Below are 19270 nucleotides of genomic sequence, written 5' to 3' on the forward strand. Positions count from 1 at the left end.
CGGATGCGCCTCCCCTCCGTGCTCCTCCCCGGGCACCTCCCTCTCGCGGAGCTGTGCGCCGCCCGCCTCGACGGCGAGCTGGTCGCGCTCGACGAGGGCTTCCTCGTCGCGGACCTGCCCCTGGGGGCGTCCGAGCGGGCCGCCTCCCTGCGCTCGTTGCTCCCCCGCGGCGCCGTCGCCGATCGTCTTTCCGCGGCATGGGTGCACGGGGCGACGCACGGCCCGCCGCCGGTGCACAGCGCCTCGATCGACCGGCGGAAGCGCCGACAGGCGCCGTCGAACCCCCGCCTGCGCTGCCACGAGGTCCTGCTCGACGAGGACGACGTCGTCCTCCTCGGCGGCGCGCCGGTCACGTCGCCTGCTCGCACGCTGATCGACCTCGCCCGGACGGAGGACGCGGGCGCGATCCTCCGGGCGCTCTCTCGGAGCACCCGGACCGGCCTCGACGCCGTCCTCGCGAGGCTGGAGGAGGGCAGCGCCGTCGCCGGACGGAGGATCGTCGGACGACGGCTGCGGGCGGCGCTCGGCGAGGCGCCGCCCGGGGATCAGCCCGCGTTCACCCGGTAGACGTCGTAGACGGCGTCGATCCGGCGCACGGCGTTCAGCACGCGGTCCAGGTGGGTGGTGTCGCCCATCTCGAAGACGAACCGGCTGATCGCCAGCCGGTCGCTCGAGGTCGAGACCGTCGCCGAGAGGATGTTGACGTGGTGCTCCGAGAGCACGCGCGTCACGTCGCTCAGCAGGCCCGAGCGGTCCAGCGCCTCGACCTGGATCTGCACGAGGAAGATGCTCTTGGAGGACGGCGCCCACTCGACGTCGACGATCCGCTCCGGTTCCTTCAGCAGCTCCTGCACGTTGTGGCAGTTCGCCTGGTGCACGGAGACGCCGGCTCCCCGCGTCACGAATCCGACGATCTGATCGCCCGGAACCGGAGTGCAGCACTTCGCGAGCTTCACGAGGATGTCCGGCGCGCCCTTCACGAGGACGCCCGACTCGCTGCTCCGGCTCCGCGGCCGGGGCGAGCGCGGGAGGGTGACCTCGTTCTCGTCCGACTCCGGATCGCCCTGGATGGAGGAGACGACCTTCTCGAGCACCGACTGGGTCGAGACGTGGCCCTCGCCGACGGCCGCGTAGAGCGCCTCGACGTCGTTGTAGCGCAGCTGGCTGGCCACCTCGGTGAAGGTGTCCTGGCTCATCAGCTTCTGCAGCGGCAGGTTCTGCTTCCGCATCGCCCGGGCGATGGAGTCCTTGCCCTGCTCGATCGCCTCGTCGCGCCGCTCCTTGGTGAACCACTGCCGGATCTTGTTGCGGGCCCGGGGGCTCTGCACGAAGTGGAGCCAGTCCTGACTCGGTCCCGAGTCGGGGTTCTTCGAGGTGAAGACCTCGACCACGTCGCCCGTCGTCAGAGCCGACTCCAGCGGCACGAGGCGCCCGTTGACCTTGGCGCCCATCGTCCGATGCCCGACCTCGGTGTGCACCGCGTAGGCGAAGTCGACCGGGGTCGCACCGGTCGGCAGGCCGATCACGCGTCCCTTCGGGGTGAAGACGTAGACCTCCTTGGCGCCGATCTCGAAGCGGAGGGAGTCGAGGAACTCGTTCGGGTCTGTGGTCTCCGACTGCCAGTCCGAGAGGTGCGCGAGCCAGGCGAGGTCGGTGTCGTTCGATCCGGAGGTGGGCACCTTGCCGGTGGCCATCTGCTCCTTGTACTTCCAGTGCGCCGCGATGCCGAACTCCGCGTGCTGGTGCATCTCGTTGGTGCGGATCTGGATCTCGACCGCACGCCCCTTCGGCCCGACGACCGTCGTGTGCAGCGACTGGTAGAGGTTGAACTTCGGAGTGGCGATGTAGTCCTTGAACCGGCCCGGCATCGGCGTCCAGCGGGCGTGGATCGAGCCGAGCACGGCGTAGCAGTCGCGCACCGAGTTCACGAGGACGCGGATGCCGACCAGGTCGTAGATCTCGTCGAACTCGCGACCGCGGACGACCATCTTCTGGTAGATCGAGTAGTACTGCTTCGGCCGGCCGACGACGCGACCGCGGATCCGCCCGGCCCGCAGGTCCTCGCTGATCAGGTCGATGACGTTCTGCACGAACTCCTCGCGCTGCGGCGTCCGCCGCTTCACCAGGCTCTCGATCTCGTTGTAGATCTTGGGGTAAAGCACCGCGAAGGACAGGTCCTCGAGCTCCCACTTGATGGCCTGGATGCCGAGGCGGTGCGCCAGCGGCGCGTAGATCTCGAGGGTCTCGGTGGCCTTGCGGGCCGCGGACTCGGCGGGGACGAAGCCCCAGGTCCGCGCGTTGTGAAGGCGGTCGGCGAGCTTGATGATCAGGACGCGGATGTCCTTCGACATCGCCACGATCATCTTGCGGACGGTCTCGGCCTGCGCGCTGTCGCCGTACTTGACCTTGTCGAGCTTGGTGACGCCGTCGACGAGCATCGCGACCTCGTCGCCGAAGTCCGCGCGGAGCTCGTCGAGCTGGTAGTCGGTGTCCTCGACGGTGTCGTGCAGCAGCGCGGCGGCGATCGTCTTCGAGCCGATGCCGAGGTCGGCGAGGATCTGCGCGACGGCCAGCGGATGCGTGATGTAGGGCTCGCCGCTGCGGCGCTTCTGGTTCGCGTGCGCCCGCTCCGCGACCGAGTACGCGCGCTCGATGAGCGCGATGTCGCTCTTGGGGTGGTGCATCCGGACGGTGCGGACGAGGGTGTCGACAGCACCGGAGGGCTGCGCGCGCGAGAAGATCCGCGGGACCAGTCTGCGCAGGGCAGCGGTCGAGGACGTCGTCGTCGTTTCCGTCACGCGAGGATCTCCATCGCCCCATTATCGCCCGTGCGGACGGCGCCGATGACCGTTCCGCCCGGGGCGGACGGCGCCGGCGTCAGCCGATGCGTCCCGGGCGCCCCTCGCCGTCGACCACGTCGCCGCCCGCCGCGGCCCAGGCGGTCATGCCGGCGTCGACGTTGGCGACCTCGTAGCCGGCGCCGTCGAGGGCCTGCGTCACCATCGCGGAGCGGACTCCGGAGTGGCAGACCACCAGGATCGCCGTGTCGGCCGGGAGCTCGTCCTGCCGGGCGCCGATCTCCCCCATCGGGATGTGGTGGGCGGCCGGAGCATGCCCCGCCGCCCACTCGTGCGGCTCCCGGACGTCGAGCAGCCAGACCTCGTCGCGCTCGACGAGTCCGACGGCGTCGGCCGCCGTGACCTGTGCGTAGTCGGCCACGGCTCAGCCCTGCACGGCCGGCGCGGCCGGAGCGGTCGCCTTCGCCCGGGCCGACTCCACGCGCTTGTCGTGCTTGGAGATCTCGGGCTCCCGGCTGCGCAGCTGGGCGTACAGCGGCGCAGCGACGAAGATCGTCGAGTACGTGCCGACGATGATGCCGATCAGCAGGGCGAGCGAGATGTCGCGGAGCGTGCCCGCGCCGAGGACGAACGCGCCGATCACGAGGATCGCGGCCACCGGGAGGGCGGCGACGATCGAGGTGTTGATGGAGCGCACGAGAGTCTGGTTCTCGGCCAGGTTCACCGTCTCGGAGAAGGTGCGGGTCGTGCTGCCGAGCGCCTCCACGGTGTTCTCGCGGATCTTGTCGAAGACCACGACCGTGTCGTAGAGCGAGTAGCCGAGGATCGTCAGCAGTCCGATCACCGCCGCCGGCGACACCTCGGTGCCGGTGATGCCGTAGACGCCCGCCACGATCACGAGGTCGTGCAGGAGCGCGACGATCGCCGCGAGCGACATCTTCCAGGTGCGGAAGTACGCCCACATGGCCAGGGCCGCGAGGACCACGAAGATCACCAGGCCGCGCAGGGCCTGCTGGGTCACGTCGTTGCCCCACGCCGCTCCGATGAAGGAGGAGGCGACCTGGTCGGTGGGCACGTCGTAGGCCTCCGACAGGGCGTTCCGCACCGCGGTCGACTCGTCGGTCGAGAGCTGGCCGGTCTGCACGCGGATGGAGTCGTCGCCGACGATGGACACGCGCGGCACGGTCTCCGGAGCGACCGAGGTCACCGCGTCCGTCGCCGTCGCCTGCTCGAGGCTCGACGGCGAGGACACCGTGAACTGCGAGCCGCCGGTGAACTCGATGCCGAAGTTGAAGCCGCCGCGGGCGACCGTCCCGAGCAGCGTGATCAGGATCAGGGCGAGCGAGACGAGGTACCACGTGCGGCGCCGGCCGACGAAGTCGATCGATCGCGCACCGGTGTAGAGGTCGTTTCCGAACTGCGAGAAGCTGGCCATCACGCGTCCTTCCCGTTCGAGTCGTTGGAGTCGCGCAGGCCGGCCGCCTCGGCGGCCTTCCGCTCGGCGATGGTCTGGCGCTTGGCCGCCTCACGAGACGCGGAGGCGCGCTTGCCGGCGACCACCTGGTCCTGCGGACGGAAGGCGGCACGGCCGCGGTAGACGGCCCCGAGCGCCCGGGGATCCAGGCCCGACGCCTTGTGCCCCTCGGCGAAGAACGGTCTCGTGGCCATCAGCTGCAGGATCGGGTGGGTGAACAGCGCCACCACGATCAGGTCGATGATCGTCGTGATCCCGAGGGTGAGCGCGAAGCCGCGGACACTGCCGACGGCGAGGAGGAAGAGGACCACCGCGGCGAGCAGGTTCACCATGTCGGACGCGAAGATCGTGCGCAGCGCGCGCCGCCAGCCGGACTCGACGGCGGACTCGAGGCCGCGTCCGTCGCGGAGCTCGTCGCGGATGCGCTCGAAGTACACGATGAACGAGTCGGCCGTGATGCCGATCGCGACGATGAGACCCGCGACTCCTGCGAGCGAGAGGCGCAGTCCCTCCCGCCAGGACAGCAGCGTGACGACGAGGTAGGTGACGATCGCCGCGACGAGCAGCGAGGCGATCGTGACGGCTCCGAGCACGCGGTACTGCGCGATGGAGTAGACGATGACGAGGATCAGGCCGATGAGGCCGGCGAGCAGGCCGCTGGCGAGCTGGGCGGAGCCGAGCGTCGCCGAGATGCTGTCCGAGCTCTGGACCTGGAAGCCGATCGGCAGCGCGCCGTACTTGAGCTGGTCGGCGAGCGTCTTCGACGACTCCTGGGTGAAGGAGCCCGAGATCTGCGCGTTGCCGTCGGTGATGGCGGCGTTCGTCGACGGGGCCGAGATGACCCGGCCGTCGAGGACGATCGCGAACTGGTTCTGCGCACCCTGCAGCGCCACGAGGCGCGAGGTCACGTCGCCGAAGGCCTGCGTGCCCTGGTCGTCGAACGAGAGGTTGACGGCCCAGGTGCCGGTGCTGGCGCCGGAGGAGGTCGTCATCAGGCCGTTCGAGGCGTCCGAGATGTCCTCGCCGGTGATCTCCACCGGGCCGAGGACGTACTTCACCGTCCCGCTGTCGTCGCAGGTGATGAGCGGCTGGTCGGCCGGGGCGAGGTTCGGGTCCTGGCCGTTGAGGAACGCGCAGTCGAACGAGGTGTACTGGGCCTCGAGCGCCGGCGTGAGGTAGGCGAGGTCGCTCGCGTTCGTCGGCGAGGCGGTCGGCTCCGTCGCGAGCGACGGGTCGACGGGCGTCGGCGTGGGCGAGGACGTCGCGTCGCCGCCGACCGAGCTGTTGGTGGCCTGGCTCGCGACGAGGACCGGGCGGAAGTCGAGCTTCGCCGAGGCCTCGATGCGCTGGAGCGTCTCGTCGTCGGGCGTGCCCGGGATCGAGACGACGATGTTGCTCGAGCCCTGGGTCGTGATCTCGGCCTCGGAGACGCCGGACGCGTCGATGCGCTGGCGGATGATCGAGACGGCCTGCGTCAGCTGCTCCGACGAGACGGTGTCGCCGTCGTTCAGCTGCGGCTGCAGGACGATCTGCGTGCCGCCCTCGAGGTCGAGGGCGAGCTTCGGCGTCCAGGAGCCGCCGCCCCAGAGGACGGCCGCCGTGTTGAGTCCGACGAGAGCGAGGATCAGGACACCGAGCCAGCTCAGGGAGCGGCGGGCCTTCCGGACGGGGGTTGATGCGGCCACCCAGGGCTCAGCTTTCTCTTCGGTCGACGGTGATCGGCCCGGGGTCGCCCGGGCGTGGAGAAGGGCGGGCGGGCGCCGATGCGCCCGGCCCGACCAGGAGACTACTGCGCGTCGGGGCGGCGGTCGCGCTCGACCGGGTCCACCAGCGGGTCGCGGTGCGCGGAGTCGCGCTCGCCGAACTCGGGCGAGCCGGTCGCGGTCAGCGGGTCGGCCTCGTCCTCGGTGTCGACGGCGACGGCGTTCTCGCTCGGGTCGATGAGGCGGGCGATCGCCTGACGGTGGATGGTCAGCAGCGTGCCGGGGGTCGACTCGATGACGATCTTGTTCGCCTCGTCGTCGATCGACACGACGGTGCCGAAGAGGCCGGAGCCGGTCATGAGCTCCACCCCCGGCTGGAGGTTGTTCTTCATACTCTCCGCGTCGCGCTGGCGCTTCTTGTTGTTGCGGAACATGAAGATGATCATCACGGCGAGCAGCAGGACGAGCAGGATGATCGTCGGATCCATGGGTGGGCCTTCCGGAGTGGATGGGCGATCCGCCGCGCGGCCTCAGGTCGAGGCGGAGCGGATCGAGCGGCCCGTCGGGCCTAGAGAATCATAGATCATCGGGGAACAGGGGCGGCTGAGCCGCCGTCCCCCGGGGGTCGATGCCGAAGTGGCGGTAGGCGGCGGGGGTCGCCACGCGGCCGCGCGGCGTCCGGGTCAGCAATCCGATCCGCACGAGGAACGGCTCGACGACGGCCTCGACCGTCTCCGCCTCCTCCCCCACCGACACGGCGAGGGTGTTCAGGCCGACCGGCCCGCCGTCGAAGCGGGTCAGCACGATCTCCATCACCGCGCGGTCGAGCCGGTCGAGTCCGAGCGCGTCGACGTCGTAGAGCTCCAGCGCCGCGCGGACGGCGGTCACGTCGGCCCGTCCGCCGTGGACCAGGGCGAAGTCCCGCACCCGCCGGAGCAGGCGGTTGGCGATGCGCGGGGTGCCTCGGCAGCGGCCGGCGATCTCGGCGATCGCGTCCGCGTCGATGTCGAGCTCGAGCAGCCGTGCCGCCCGGGCGAGCACCTGCCGCAGCTCGTCCTCCGCGTAGAACTCGAGGTGCGCGGTGAAGCCGAAGCGGTCGCGGAGCGGATTGGGCAGCAGGCCGGAGCGGGTCGTGGCGCCGACGAGCGTGAACGGGGCGAGATCCAGCGGGACGGACGTCGCTCCCGCCCCCTTGCCGACCATGATGTCGATCCGGAAGTCCTCCATCGCGAGGTAGAGCATCTCCTCCGCGGAGCGCGCCATGCGGTGGATCTCGTCGATGAAGAGGATCTCGCCGGGCAGCAGCGAGGAGAGGACGGCGGCGAGGTCGCCCGCGTGCTGGATCGCGGGGCCGCTGGAGAGCCGCAGGGGCGAGGAGCTCTCCTCCGCCACGATCATCGCGAGGGTCGTCTTGCCGAGACCGGGCGGGCCCGCCAGGAGGATGTGGTCCGGGGTCCGGCCCTGCATGGCCGCGGCCTTGAGCAGCAGCTCGAGCTGGCCGCGCACCTTGCGCTGGCCGACGAACTCGCTGAGGTTCCTGGGCCGCAGGGCGCCCTCGAAGGCGACCTCGGCCTCCGATGCGACCTCGGCGCCCAGCACCTCGTCGCTCACGAGCGGGCCGCCGGACCGAGGCGGGCGAGGGCGAGCCGGAGCAGCGCCTGCACGTTCGCGGCGTCGGAGGCCTGCGCGTCGAGCAGGATCTCGTCGACCACATCGGCCGCGGTGCGCTCGGGCCAGCCCAGGCCGACGAGCGCCGCGAGCACGTTCTGCGCGGCGGTGGCGGCGGGACCGGAGCCGCGGGCGGCGCGCGGACGGACGGTCACCTTGCCGGCGAGCGACAGGATGATCAGCTTGGCCGTCTTCGGGCCGATGCCGCTGACCTTCCGGAACACCCCGTCGTCCTCGTCGGCGACCGCCTGCGCGATCCGGTCCGGCTCGACCGCGCCGAGCACGCCGAGCGCGGACTTCGGGCCGACGCCGGTCACGCCGATCAGCAGCTCGAAGATCTCGAGCTGCTCCTCGTCGGGGAAGCCGTAGAGGGTGAGCGAGTCCTCGCGGACGACGAGCACGGTGCTGACCGTGGTCTCGTCGCCGACGCGCATCTCGAGCGCGTGCTGCGGGGTCACGTTCACCGCGTAGCCGACGCCGTGGACGTCGAGGACGGCGAGACTCCCGCGGGCGGAGAGGACGGTGCCGCGGAGGGAGGAGATCACCGCGTCAGTCTAGATGCTCGAACAGGCGTTCGACTCGCGGCCTCGGCGGCGCGCCACGCCCGCTGCGCTGCTGTGCCGCCCGCCGCTCCGTCGGCACCGGCTCCCGCCGACCCGGAGGACCGCGCGAGAGGCGCCCGCCAGGCGTGGCAGACGGCCAGGGCGAGGGCGTCGGCCGCGTCGGCCGGCCGCGGCGGGGCGTCGAGCCGGAGGACGCGCTGGATCATCGCGGTGACCTGGCGCTTGTCCGCGGCTCCGTAGCCGGTGACGGCGGCCTTCACCTCGCTCGGCGTGTGCATCCCGACCGGGAGCCCGCGCCGGGCCGCCGCGACGAGGGCTACGCCGCTGATCTGCGCGATGCCCATCACGGTGCTGACGTTGTTCTGCGCGAAGACCCGCTCGATCGCGACGGCGTCGGGGCGGTGCTCGTCGAGCAGCGCCTCGAGCCCGTCGCCCAGGGCCAGCAGGCGGCGCTCCAGCGCGTCGTCGGGCGGTGTCCGGAGGACCGTCACGTGCACGAGGGTCGCGCGGCGGTCGCGCGAGACGTCGACGATGCCGACGCCGCAGCGGGTGAGCCCGGGGTCGATCCCGAGGACGCGCATCAGGCCGCCCTCCAGGATCGGGCCGGGCTCACCGCGTCACTCCTCGTTCTCGAGCTCGGCGCGCACCTCGGCCGTGATGTCGAGGTTGGTGTAGACGTTCTGCACGTCGTCCGAGTCCTCGAGCGCGTCGATCAGGCGGAAGACCTTGCGGGCCGTCTCGGCGTCGGCCTCGACCTGGAGGGAGGCGACGAACTCGATGTCGGCGGAGTCGTAGTCGATGCCCGCCTCCTGCAGGGCCGAGCGGGCCGGGACGAGCTCGCTCGGCTCGACGCGGACCTCGAAGCTCTCGCCGTGGTCGAGCACGTCGTCGACACCGAAGTCGAGGACCGCGCCGAGCACGTCGTCCTCGGTGACGCTCTCTCCGTGGGGCACGGAGATGACGCCCTTGCGCGCGAAGTTGTACGCGACGCTGCCCGGGTCGGCCATGGTGCCGCCGTTGCGGGTCATCGCGGTGCGGACGTCCGCCGCGGCGCGGTTCTTGTTGTCGGTGAGGCACTCGACGAGCAGGGCGATGCCGTTGGGGCCGTAGGCCTCGTACATGATCGTCGTGTAGTCGATGACCTCGCCGGTGAGGCCGGCGCCGCGCTTGATCGCGCGGTCGATGTTGTCGTTCGGCACCGAGGTCTTCTTCGCCTTCTGCACGGCGTCGACGAGCGTCGGGTTGCCGGAGAGGTCGGCGCCGCCGATCTTGGCGGCCACCTCGATGTTCTTGATCAGCTTGGCGAAGGACTTCGCGCGGCGCGAGTCCTTGATCGCCTTCTGGTGCTTGGTCGTGGCCCACTTGGAATGCCCGGACACGGTGCTCCCTCGGAAATCTCGTTGCGTGCGGCCCCCGAGGGCGCCGCTGATGGCAGGGGCCAGTCTATTCGAGAGCCGGTCCGCGCCCGTCTCGCCGGCGACGAGCCGCCCTCCCGGCGCGCCCCCGCACCGCCGAACCAGTGATCCGCGTACCAGCGGATCGCTGTAGGCGAACGCGACCCGCTCCACCCACCCAGCCACCCCCGAGAGCCGACCGCGGCGAGCCGGGCAGGGACCGGCTCGCCACAAGCACCGCCGAACCAGTGATCCGCGTACCAGCGGATCGCTGTAGGCGGACGCGACCCGCTCCACCCGCCCCGCCATCTCCGGAAGCCGACCGCGGCGAGCCGGGCAGGGACCGGCTCGCCACAAGCACCGCCGAACCAGTGATCCGCGTGCCAGCGGATCGCTGTAGGCGGACGCGACCCGCTCCACCCACCCAGCCACCCCCGAGAGCCGACCGCGGCGAGCCGGGCAGGGACCGGCTCGCTATCTGATCAGCCGCGACAGCAGCCGGTCGGCGAGGATCCTCCCGTCGGTCTGGCAGGTGGGGCAGTACTGGAGCGTGGAGTCGTGGAAGACCACCTGGCGGATCGTGTCGCCGCAGACGGGGCACGCCTCTCCTGTGCGGCCGTGGACGCGCATGCCGAGCTTCTTCTCGCGCTTGAGGTCGGCCGCGTGCAGGCCCTCGGCGCGGGCGAGCGCCTCCTCGAGTGTGTAGCGGAGGGCCGCATAGAGGCGGTCCAGCTCGTCGGCGGTGAGCGCGGCGGGCTTGAAGGGCGAAATGCGCGCCACGTGGAGGATCTCGTCGGAGTAGGCGTTGCCGATGCCGGCGATGCGGGACTGGTCGCGGAGGACGCCCTTCACCTGCGCCCTGCCCGCCGTGGCGAGGATCGCGCCGAGGATCTCCTCGGTGAACTCCGGGTCCAGCGGATCGGGACCCAGCCGGGCGACGCCCGGGACGTCGTGCGGATCGGCGACGATCGAGAGCGCGAGGCTCTTCTTGGTGCCGGCCTCCGTCACGTCGAACCCCGACCCGTCGTCGAGGACGAGCCGCGCGGCGAGCGGTCCCCGGCCGGGCTTCGCCGGCGCCGTCGGCCGCTCGGGCCGCCAGCGGACCCAGCCGGCGCGGGCGAGGTGCAGGAGGACGTGGGCTTCGCCGACTGCGATGTCGAGGAACTTGCCGTGCCGCGATACTCCGTGGACGGTCTCGCCGGACAGAGCCGACGGCGGGATGGCGACGGTCTTAAGCGCGGAGATCGCGAACACGTCGAGCCGCTTGAGGACGCGTCCGCCCAGGCGCGCGTCGAGATCGAGGGCGAGGGCCTGGACCTCGGGGAGTTCGGGCATGCGACCACCCTGGCCCGCGGGTCCCGCACCGTCCACCCCTGGCGGAGGGGACGGCAGCGGGTCAGTCGCCGAAGCGCGTCGCCGCGACCTTCCGCAGGAACAGCTCGTGGAACCGGTAGTCGCCGGTGATCTCGGGATGGAACGCCGTCCCGAGGAGGTTGCCCTGCTCGACCGCGACCACCCGCCCGTCGGCGACACTGGCGAGCGCGGTCGCCCGCTCGCCCAGCTCCTCCACGACCGGTGCGCGGATGAAGACCGCGTGCACCGGCGGATCGCCGATGGCCGGCACGTCGAGATCGGTCTCGAAGGAGTCGAGCTGGTTGCCGAACGCGTTCCTCCGGACCGACACGTCCAGGCCGCCGAAGCTGCTCTGGCCGTCGATGCGGTCGAGGACCCGGTCGGCGAGCATGATCAGCCCGGCGCAGGTCCCGTAGACGGGCATCCCCGCACTGATCGCCTCGACGACCGGCTCCGCGAGGCCGAAGAGGCGCGACAGCTTGTCCATCACCGTGGACTCGCCGCCCGGGATGACCAGCCCCGCGACGGTGGCGAGCTCCTCCGGGCGTCGCACCAGCACCACCTCGGCGCCCAGCTCGCGCAGGACGTGCGCGTGCTCGCGGAAGTCGCCCTGCAGCGCGAGGACCCCGACGCGGAGCCCCTCGAGGGACTCCCGCGTCGATCCTGCGCCGGCGAGCGGCGCGTCGGCGCTACCAGCCACGCTCGGCGAGGCGGTGCGGCGCGGGCACGTCGGCCACGTTGATGCCGACCATCGCCTCGCCCAGGCCGCGCGAGGCCTCCGCGACGACCTTCGCGTCGTCGAAGAAGGTGGTCGCCTTCACGATCGCGGCCGCGCGCTTGGCGGGCTCGCCCGACTTGAAGACGCCGGAGCCGACGAACACGCCGTCGGCGCCCAGCTGCATCATCAGCGCCGCGTCGGCCGGGGTCGCGACCCCGCCGGCGGTGAAGAGGACGACGGGGAGCTTGCCGGTCCGGGCGATCTCGTCGACCAGGTCGTAGGGGGCCTGCAGCTCCTTCGCGGCGACGTAGAGCTCGTCCTTGGTCATCGCCTTCAGGCGGTTGACCTCGCCGGAGATCGTGCGGATGTGCTTGGTCGCCTCGGAGACGTCGCCGGTGCCGGCCTCGCCCTTCGAGCGGATCATCGCTGCGCCCTCGGTGATGCGGCGCAGCGCCTCGCCCAGGTTGGTCGCTCCGCAGACGAAGGGGACGGTGAAGTTCCACTTGTCGATGTGGTTCACGTAGTCGGCGGGCGAGAGGACCTCGGACTCGTCGATGTAGTCGACGCCGAGCTCCTGCAGGATCTGCGCCTCGACGAAGTGGCCGATGCGCGCCTTCGCCATGACGGGGATCGACACGGCGGAGACGATGCCGTCGATCAGGTCGGGGTCGCTCATGCGTGCGACGCCGCCCTGCGAGCGGATGTCGGCGGGGACGCGCTCGAGCGCCATGACGGCGACCGCGCCGGCGTCCTCCGCGATGCGGGCCTGATCGGCGTCGACGACGTCCATGATGACGCCGCCCTTGAGCATCTCGGCGAGACCGCGCTTGACGCGGCTCGAGCCGAACTGCTCGGGAGCGGACGAGGACGGAGTGGTGGTGTCGGTCATGTTCGCGAGTCCTGTTCTGTGCGGCGACTTCCGCCGACGGCAGCTCCGAGTCTACGAGACGGCGCCCGCCGTCCGCGGCGCTGGACAGGGGGCCGGGCGGCGGTCTAGAGGCTCGGCCAGGCCGCCGCGAGGCTCGCTCGCACGTCGCCGAGCAGCTGCGGGAGCGCCTTCGTGCGGGCGATGATCGGGAAGAAGTTCGCGTCGGTCGCCCAGCGCGGAACCACGTGCTGGTGCAGGTGCGCGGCGATCCCCGCTCCCGCGACCGCGCCCTGGTTCATCCCGAGGTTGAAGCCGTCGTTGTTCGAGACCGAGCGGACGACGCGCATCGCCGTCTGCGTGAGCGCTCCGATCTCGGCCACTTCCTCGGGAGTGGCCTCGTCGTAGAGCGGGATGTGCCGGTACGGGCAGACCAGGAGGTGGCCGGAGTTGTACGGGAACAGGTTCAGCAGGACGTAGGCGTGCTCCCCGCGGGCGACGATGAGGGCCTCCTCGTCGCTCAGCGTCGGCGCCACGCAGAAGGGGCAGTCGTCGGCTCCGGGCTGCCCCTTCTGGATGTAGACCATCCGGTGCGGCGTCCACAGGCGCTGGAACTCGTCGGGAACCCCGGCGAGGTGCGCCGAGCCCTCCGCTCCCTCGGGCACGCAGCCGTCGCTCACGCTCAGACCTGCGCCTTCGAGGCGACGGCCTCGCGGATGCGCGCGACGGCATCGGCGACCGGGATCCCGTTCTCCTGCGTGCCGTCGCGGAACCGGAAGCTGACGGCTCCGGCGTCGCGGTCCTTCTCCCCCACGATCATCTGGAAGGGCACCTTCTGCAGCGTGGCGTTGCGGATCTTCTTCTGCATCCGGTCGCTGGAGTAGTCGATCTCGGCGCGGATGCCCGACCGCTTGAGCTCGCCGACGACCTCTTCGAGGTAGGGCAGGTACTCGTCGGCGATCGGGATGCCCACGACCTGGACCGGCGACAGCCAGACCGGGAACGCCCCGGCGTAGTGCTCGGTGAGGATCGCGAAGAAGCGCTCGATGGAGCCGAAGAGCGCGCGGTGGATCATCACGGGCCGCTTCTTCGAGCCGTCCGAGGCCGTGTACTCGAGCTCGAAGCGCTCGGGCTGGTTGAAGTCGAGCTGGATGGTCGACATCTGCCAGGTGCGGCCGATGGCGTCGCGCGCCTGCACCGAGATCTTCGGACCGTAGAACGCCGCTCCTCCCGGATCCGGAACCAGCTCGAGACCGGAGGCGACGGCGACCGCGCGCAGCGACTCGATCGCCTCCTCCCACTGCTCGGGCGCACCGACGAACTTCGGGTTGCCCTCCTCGTTCGTGGACAGCTCGAGGTAGAAGTCGTCGAGGCCGTAGTCGCGCAGCACCTGCAGCACGAACTCGAGGTTGCGGGTCAGCTCGGCCGACACGTCCTCCTGCGCGACGTAGATGTGGGCGTCGTCCTGGGTCAGGCCGCGCACGCGGGTGAGGCCCTGCAGGGTGCCGCTCTTCTCGTAGCGGTACACGGTGCCGAACTCGGCCAGGCGCAGCGGGAGCTCGCGGTAGCTGCGGCCGCGCGAGCGGAAGATCAGGTTGTGGAACGGGCAGTTCATGGGCTTGAGGTAGTAGTCCTGGCCCTGGCGGGTGACGTTGCCGTCCTCGTCCTGCAGCTCGTCGAGGTGCATCGGGGGGAACATCCCCTCGGAGTACCACTGCAGGTGCCCGCTCGTGAGGAACAGGTCGCCCTTGGTGATGTGCGGCGTGTAGACGAGCTCGTAGTCGTGGGCGAGCAGCTGCTCGCGCATGTACTGCTCGATCTCGTAGCGGATGATCCCGCCCTTGGGGTGGAAGACCGCGAGGCCGGAGCCGATCTCGTCCGGGAAGGAGAACAGGTCGAGCTCGTGGCCGAGCTTGCGGTGGTCGCGGCGCGCCGCCTCCTCGAGGCGGGCCTGGTGCTCGCGCAGCTGGTCCTTCGTGGGCCACGCGGTGCCGTAGACGCGCTGCAGCTGCGGGTTCTTCTCCGAGCCGCGCCAGTAGGCGGCAGCGTTGCGGGTCAGGGCGTAGCCGTTGCCGATCATGCGGGTGTTGGGCAGATGCGGGCCGCGGCAGAGGTCCTTCCAGACCGTCTCGCCGGAACGCGGGTCGACGTTGTCGTAGATGGTGAGCTCGGCGCCGCCGACCTCGACGCTCTCGTCCTCGGCTCCCCCGCCCTTGATCCCGATCAGTTCGAGCTTGTAGGGCTCGCCGGCGAGCTCGGCGCGCGCCTCCTCCTCGGAGACGACGCGGCGCACGAACCGCTGGCCCTGGCGGACGATGCGGTCCATCGCCTTCTCGAGCGCCTTCATCGCCTCGGGCGTGAAGGGCTCCTCGACGTCGAAGTCGTAGTAGAAGCCGTCGGTGACGGGCGGGCCGATGCCCAGCTTCGCCTCCGGGTTGATCTGCTGCACCGCCTGCGCGAGCACGTGGGCCGCGGAGTGGCGGAGGATGTTCAGCCCGTCCGGCGAGGAGATGAGCACCGGCTCGATGCGGTCGCCCGGCACGACGTCGGCGGCGAGGTCCTTGAGCTCCCCGTTGACGCGGATCGCGACCACGGCCCGGTCGGTGAAGTGCGTGAATCCCGTGCCCGCCTCGGTGACGACCGAGTGGGACTCGTTCTCTGCGGGATTCGACGGTTCGTTCGACACGTGCGGGCACTCCTCGGGCTCGGTTGACCCCTCGACTGTAGTCGGCGGCGGCCTCTACCCGAGCGCGTCGCGCACGCGGACGCCGAGCGCGCGCAGAGCGGAGGCGAGCTCGTCCCGGTCGGCGCCGGGGAGCACGAGCGAGCTGCGCTCGAGCTGGTGCAGGAGGACCTCCTCCAGGCCGGGCGGCAGGGAGTCCACGGCGAGCGCCCCCTCGAGTGCGGCGAGCACGGCGACGACGGCCACCGCGTCGCGTGCCGCGAGTCTGCGTGCGCTGATCTCCATGCGTCTCCGTCCGTGTCGTCCGACCCCGTCACCCTGCCGACAGGACGTGCCCCGGAGAGGGGCGCGGGGGCGACCGGTGCGCAATCCGTCCAGGTGGCATCCTGGTCCGATGGGTGCCGGTCCTGCGCTGCAGCGCTTCACGCGCTCCGGGGCCGACCTGGAGGAGGCGCGGCGCTTCTACTCGGACGGCTACGGCGGGTCGGGATTCCGGACGGAACCGGTCGAGCGGCCCTTCTCCTTCCGCTACGACGTCTCCGGGAGCGAGGGCGTGAGCCTGCGGACGTCGGTGTTCCGGGGCTCCGTGTCCGGGGGGCTGCGTCCGGCGGGCGAGTACGTCGTCTCGTGGTTCCTCTCCGGCACGAGCGTGGTGGACCCGGAGGGCGATCGGATCGTCCACCTGCCGGGGCGGCCGGTCGTGTTCCCCAGCGCGCGTCCGTTCGAGTTCGTCAGCCGCGACTTCCAGCAGCGGCTCGTGCACGTGGCCGCCGGCCTCCTCGAGCAGGTCGCGTCCGAGGCCGGCGACGGCGTGCCGCTGCCGCTCGTCTTCGACCACCGCTCGATCGCCTCCGCGTCGGCACTCCCGGGCTGGTGGCGGGCGGTCGACGACTTCGCGGGCGTCCTCCGGTCGGGCCGCGAGGCGACAGCGCTGCAGCTCGTGGCGGCCGAGCGCGGCGTCGCTCTGCACCTGCTCGCGACCTTCGCGCACCGGCCGGTCGTCGTTCCGGCGCAGGTGCTGCGGCCGGGGCTCGAGCACCTGCTGCGTGCCGCCGAGTTCCTGCACGCGTTCGCCGCGTCGCCCGTCACCGTGTCCGACATCGCGACAGCGGCGGGGCTCACTCCGCGGGCGCTGCAGGCCGCGTTCCGGAGGCACTTCGGCGACACTCCGCTCGGCTACCTGCGCGGCGTGCGTCTCGACCGGGCGCGCGTCGAGCTGCGCGAGGGCGCTCCGGGCGAGGAGACCGTGCGCGCCGTCTCCGCGCGCTGGGGCTTCCTCAACCAGGGCCGCTTCTCGGGGGCGTACCACCGCCGCTTCGGCGAGTACCCGGTGGAGACCCTGCGCCGCTGACGCTCAGGCGCCGGGAGCGAGATCGCGGGCGTAGCAGACCGAGTGCTCGGACCCGATGTAGGCGCCGAACGGCGGGATGGCGTGGTAGCCCTCCCGGAGGTAGAACCGCATCGCGTCGGGCTGGAGCGTCCCGGTCTCCAGCACCAGGCGCGTCGTGCCCAGAGCGGCCGCCCGCGCCTCGAGCGCGCGCAGGACGGCCGTGGCCGCTCCGGTGCCGCGGGCGGCGCGGTCGGCGAACATCCGCTTCACCTCGATCGCCCCCGGTCCGAGGACGTCGTCGTCGAGAGGCCGCAGTCCGCCGCAGGCCACCGCCGTGCCGCTCGCGTCGCGGGCGACGAGGAAGACGGGCACGTCGTCGGCCGAGGGCGGCGTGCCGGGCTCGTGGTCGTCGTTGCCGTAGCGCTCGTCGAGCTCGCACCGCTGCGCGTCGCGCAGACGCTCGGCGTCCGGGTGGGTCCACGCCACCTCGTCGATGGTCCAGCTCATGAGGGCTCCTCCCGGCCGCGCGGCGGGCACGGCCGAGGCCATTCTGCCGCGCCAGCCCCCTCCGGCCGGCCCGGTGGCAACCCCTTCCGCGCCGGACCGCAGCGGGCGTCGACTGGAGGCCCACCGACGAAAGGACTCACCGTGCTCTCCGACTCCCCCATCGGCCCCGTTCTGCTCTCCCGCGACCTCGCCGCCTCCCGCGCCTTCTACGCCGGCTCCCTGGGACTGAAGGTCCTCGAGGAGAGCGAGTCGGCGATCGCCTACTCCTGCGGCGGCACGCGGCTCACCGTCACCGCCAGCACCACGGGCTCGAAGGACGAGCAGACCAAGGCCGCCTGGCGGGTGGCCGACCTGCGCGCCGAGCTGGACGCGCTGGCGGCTCGGGGCGTGGCTCCGGAGGACTACGACAGCGACGAGCTGCGCACCGAGAACGGCGTGGCCGACCGCGGCAGCGTCTGGGCGTCCTGGATCCTCGATCCCGACGGGAACGCGCTCGGCATCGAGCAGCCCAAGAGCTGATCGGCGCCGCTCTAGACTCGCCCCATGCCCGACGACTCCGCTCCGCTGCCCGCGCCCGGGTGGTACCCGCATCCGGCCGACCTCGGCTCGGAGCTCTACTGGGACGGCGCGGCGTGGACGGACCGGTCCCGCCCGTCCTCCTCGGCGCCCGCTCCCGCCTACGGCACGCCCCCGGGCGCTCCGGAGCAGGAGCTGTACGCCTATCCGTCCGCCCCGTCCTCCGCGGCGGGCCGCAACCCCATGGCGATCGCGAGCCTCGTGCTCGGCGTCCTGAGCCTGCTGATCAATCCGCTGCTGATCCCCTCGATCCTCGCCATCGTCTTCTCGGCGAAGGGCCGGGCGGCCGCACCGCTCGTCGGAGGCGGTCGCGGGCTCGCGACGGCCGGACTCGTCACCGGGATCCTCGGTCTGGTGTCGGGCGTCTTCACCATCGTCGGCAACCTCTCGGCCGGGGTCCCCGGCCTGACCGGCTGACCGGGGTGCCGCGGCCCTCGACGCCCCGATGACCGCGCGCCGGAGCGCTCCCTGGCTCCTCGTCGTGGCGGTCGCCCTGGTCGCGCTGGTCCTGCGCGGTCCGATCGTCGCCGTCGCGCCCATCATCGACGCGGTGCGCGAGGACCTCGCGCTGTCCGCGGGCCAGGCGGGGATCCTCACCAGCATCCCCGTGCTCTGCTTCGCCCTGGCGACTCCGCTCGCCCTCCTGGTGATCCGCCGCGCGGGACCCGACGCCGCCGTGACCGTCACGGTGATCGGCGTCGCGCTCGGCACGATCGTCCGCTCGATCGGCGACGTGGGACCGGCCGTGGCGGGCACCGTCCTGATCGGCGTCTCCATCACGATCGGCAACGTCGTCCTCCCCGTCGTGATCCGGCGGGACGTCGCTCCCGAGCGCGTCGACCTCACGACGGGCGTCTACACCGCGGCCCTCAACATCGGCTCGACGATCACCTCGCTCGGCACCGCTCCGCTCGCTCTAACCCTCGGCTGGCGAGGCGCCCTGCTCGTCTGGCTCGCCCTCAACGCCCTCGCTCTGGCCGGCTGGCTCGTGGCCGTGGGGCCTCGGGCGGCCCTGCGTCCGACTCCCCGCCCGTCCCGCGCCGACCGCGCACCGGCCGCACCGGCTCCGCGGATCTTCCGCAGCGCGACCGTGCTGGCGCTCGCGCTCTGCTTCTCGAGCCAGGCGTTCTCGTACTACGGAGTGACGGCGTGGCTCCCCTCGCTGCTCGTCGACCGCAACGGCTTCTCGATCGCGACCGCGGGCGCGAGCGCCTCGGTGTTCCAGCTCGCCGCGGTCGCCGGCGCCCTCGGCGTCCCGCTCCTGGTCCGGAGGCTCGGACCCCTGGGGAGCATCGTGCTCGTCGGCCTCCTCTGGTGCACGGTGCCGGCGGGGCTGCTGCTCGCCCCGCAGCTCTGGGCGCTCTGGTGCGTGCTGGGCGGCGCGGCCCAGGGCGGAGGATTCACGGTGGTCTTCGTGCTCGTCGTGCGGCTCTCCCGCTCCGACGCCCACGCGTCGCGGCTCTCGGCCACGGTGCAGGGGATCGGCTACGCCGTGGCCGCCACCGCCCCGACCGTCATCGGGTTCGCGCACGACGCGAGCGGCGGCTGGGAGGCTCCGCTGCTGACCGTCCTCGCCGCGACCTGCTCCTTCCTCCTCTTCGGCACCCTCGCCGCTGCGCGCCAGCGCCGGGCCTGACC

The 19270-nt window shown here is 71.8% G+C and carries 21 protein-coding genes; 5 read left to right on the top strand and 16 right to left on the bottom strand.

The annotated features are described in order from the left end of the window. Nucleotides 1-3 precede the first annotated feature (3 nt). A complete protein-coding gene (locus tag C5C57_RS06900; protein WP_104225333.1) occupies nucleotides 4-567 on the top strand; it encodes a type IV toxin-antitoxin system AbiEi family antitoxin in 564 nt (187 codons plus the stop codon). Here the strand turns inward: C5C57_RS06900 and C5C57_RS06905 are convergent. The 15 genes from C5C57_RS06905 to C5C57_RS06975 form a co-directional block, all read right to left on the bottom strand. After that, on the bottom strand, nucleotides 546-2798 hold the full coding sequence (locus tag C5C57_RS06905; RefSeq protein WP_104225334.1) for a bifunctional (p)ppGpp synthetase/guanosine-3',5'-bis(diphosphate) 3'-pyrophosphohydrolase: 2253 nt from the start codon (nucleotides 2796-2798) through the stop codon (nucleotides 546-548). The two genes, C5C57_RS06900 and C5C57_RS06905, sit on opposite strands and share 22 nt — an antisense overlap. A gap of 79 nt (nucleotides 2799-2877) precedes the next feature. Then, entirely contained in the window at nucleotides 2878-3219 is a 342-nt protein-coding gene (locus C5C57_RS06910; RefSeq protein ID WP_104224765.1) for a rhodanese-like domain-containing protein, read from the bottom strand. A gap of 3 nt (nucleotides 3220-3222) precedes the next feature. Next, nucleotides 3223-4233 (bottom strand): protein translocase subunit SecF, encoded by a 1011-nt coding sequence (gene secF / locus C5C57_RS06915; protein WP_104233316.1) that lies wholly within the window; start codon nucleotides 4231-4233, stop codon nucleotides 3223-3225. Next, nucleotides 4233-5957, bottom strand: a complete 1725-nt coding sequence (gene secD / locus C5C57_RS06920) for a protein translocase subunit SecD (RefSeq protein ID WP_104246772.1) — start codon at nucleotides 5955-5957, stop codon at nucleotides 4233-4235. Before secD ends, secF begins: the two co-directional genes overlap by 1 nt. A gap of 101 nt (nucleotides 5958-6058) precedes the next feature. Then, on the bottom strand, nucleotides 6059-6463 hold the full coding sequence (yajC, locus tag C5C57_RS06925; protein WP_104224768.1) for a preprotein translocase subunit YajC: 405 nt from the start codon (nucleotides 6461-6463) through the stop codon (nucleotides 6059-6061). A gap of 88 nt (nucleotides 6464-6551) precedes the next feature. After that, a complete protein-coding gene (gene ruvB / locus C5C57_RS06930) occupies nucleotides 6552-7586 on the bottom strand; it encodes a Holliday junction branch migration DNA helicase RuvB (RefSeq protein WP_104224769.1) in 1035 nt (344 codons plus the stop codon). Then, on the bottom strand, nucleotides 7583-8188 hold the full coding sequence (gene ruvA / locus C5C57_RS06935; protein ID WP_104225337.1) for a Holliday junction branch migration protein RuvA: 606 nt from the start codon (nucleotides 8186-8188) through the stop codon (nucleotides 7583-7585). The genes ruvB and ruvA overlap by 4 nt, the downstream gene beginning before the upstream one ends. Then, nucleotides 8185-8787: a crossover junction endodeoxyribonuclease RuvC gene (gene ruvC / locus C5C57_RS06940; protein ID WP_104246771.1), complete on the bottom strand. Its 603-nt coding sequence runs from the start codon at nucleotides 8785-8787 to the stop codon at nucleotides 8185-8187. Before ruvC ends, ruvA begins: the two co-directional genes overlap by 4 nt. Before the next feature lie 36 nt (nucleotides 8788-8823). Beyond that, on the bottom strand, nucleotides 8824-9585 hold the full coding sequence (locus C5C57_RS06945; protein WP_104224772.1) for a YebC/PmpR family DNA-binding transcriptional regulator: 762 nt from the start codon (nucleotides 9583-9585) through the stop codon (nucleotides 8824-8826). A gap of 489 nt (nucleotides 9586-10074) precedes the next feature. Further along, nucleotides 10075-10935 (bottom strand): Fpg/Nei family DNA glycosylase, encoded by an 861-nt coding sequence (locus C5C57_RS06950; protein ID WP_104246770.1) that lies wholly within the window; start codon nucleotides 10933-10935, stop codon nucleotides 10075-10077. Between the two features lie 61 nt (nucleotides 10936-10996). Then, the gene (gene pdxT / locus C5C57_RS06955) at nucleotides 10997-11569 is read right to left on the bottom strand and encodes a pyridoxal 5'-phosphate synthase glutaminase subunit PdxT (RefSeq protein ID WP_244229657.1); all 573 of its coding nucleotides are present in this window, start codon (nucleotides 11567-11569) and stop codon (nucleotides 10997-10999) included. 73 nt (nucleotides 11570-11642) lie between these two features. Continuing rightward, the gene (gene pdxS, locus C5C57_RS06960) at nucleotides 11643-12560 is read right to left on the bottom strand and encodes a pyridoxal 5'-phosphate synthase lyase subunit PdxS (protein ID WP_104246768.1); all 918 of its coding nucleotides are present in this window, start codon (nucleotides 12558-12560) and stop codon (nucleotides 11643-11645) included. A gap of 104 nt (nucleotides 12561-12664) precedes the next feature. Beyond that, nucleotides 12665-13216 (bottom strand): HIT domain-containing protein, encoded by a 552-nt coding sequence (locus C5C57_RS06965; RefSeq protein WP_244230646.1) that lies wholly within the window; start codon nucleotides 13214-13216, stop codon nucleotides 12665-12667. 2 nt (nucleotides 13217-13218) lie between these two features. Then, nucleotides 13219-15129, bottom strand: a complete 1911-nt coding sequence (gene thrS / locus C5C57_RS06970; protein ID WP_258072025.1) for a threonine--tRNA ligase — start codon at nucleotides 15127-15129, stop codon at nucleotides 13219-13221. A 147-nt stretch (nucleotides 15130-15276) separates the two neighbouring features. Next, complete coding sequence (locus C5C57_RS06975) at nucleotides 15277-15504, bottom strand: hypothetical protein (RefSeq protein ID WP_104225342.1); 228 nt, start codon at nucleotides 15502-15504, stop codon at nucleotides 15277-15279. A gap of 109 nt (nucleotides 15505-15613) precedes the next feature. Here C5C57_RS06975 and C5C57_RS06980 point away from each other — a divergent pair, with 109 nt between their 5' ends. Then, nucleotides 15614-16570: an AraC family transcriptional regulator gene (locus C5C57_RS06980; protein ID WP_104327523.1), complete on the top strand. Its 957-nt coding sequence runs from the start codon at nucleotides 15614-15616 to the stop codon at nucleotides 16568-16570. Nucleotides 16571-16573: 3 nt separating this feature from the next. On the opposite strand, the gene C5C57_RS06985 is transcribed toward C5C57_RS06980, so the two are convergent. Next, nucleotides 16574-17056, bottom strand: coding sequence for a GNAT family N-acetyltransferase (locus C5C57_RS06985; RefSeq protein ID WP_104225442.1), 483 nt, complete (start codon nucleotides 17054-17056; stop codon nucleotides 16574-16576). A 141-nt stretch (nucleotides 17057-17197) separates the two neighbouring features. Between C5C57_RS06985 and C5C57_RS18055 the strand changes: the two genes are divergently transcribed. The 3 genes from C5C57_RS18055 to C5C57_RS07000 are packed head-to-tail and all read left to right on the top strand — an operon-like array spanning nucleotide 17198 to nucleotide 19268. After that, on the top strand, nucleotides 17198-17575 hold the full coding sequence (locus C5C57_RS18055) for a VOC family protein (RefSeq protein WP_104246766.1): 378 nt from the start codon (nucleotides 17198-17200) through the stop codon (nucleotides 17573-17575). Nucleotides 17576-17599: 24 nt separating this feature from the next. Further along, the gene (locus C5C57_RS06995; RefSeq protein WP_104224633.1) at nucleotides 17600-18049 is read left to right on the top strand and encodes a DUF2510 domain-containing protein; all 450 of its coding nucleotides are present in this window, start codon (nucleotides 17600-17602) and stop codon (nucleotides 18047-18049) included. A 28-nt stretch (nucleotides 18050-18077) separates the two neighbouring features. After that, nucleotides 18078-19268, top strand: a complete 1191-nt coding sequence (locus tag C5C57_RS07000) for a CynX/NimT family MFS transporter (RefSeq protein ID WP_104246765.1) — start codon at nucleotides 18078-18080, stop codon at nucleotides 19266-19268. Nucleotides 19269-19270 lie beyond the last annotated feature (2 nt).

It is taken from the genome of Rathayibacter sp. AY1C5 (genome assembly GCF_002931705.1).
Lineage (GTDB): Bacteria > Actinomycetota > Actinomycetes > Actinomycetales > Microbacteriaceae > Rathayibacter.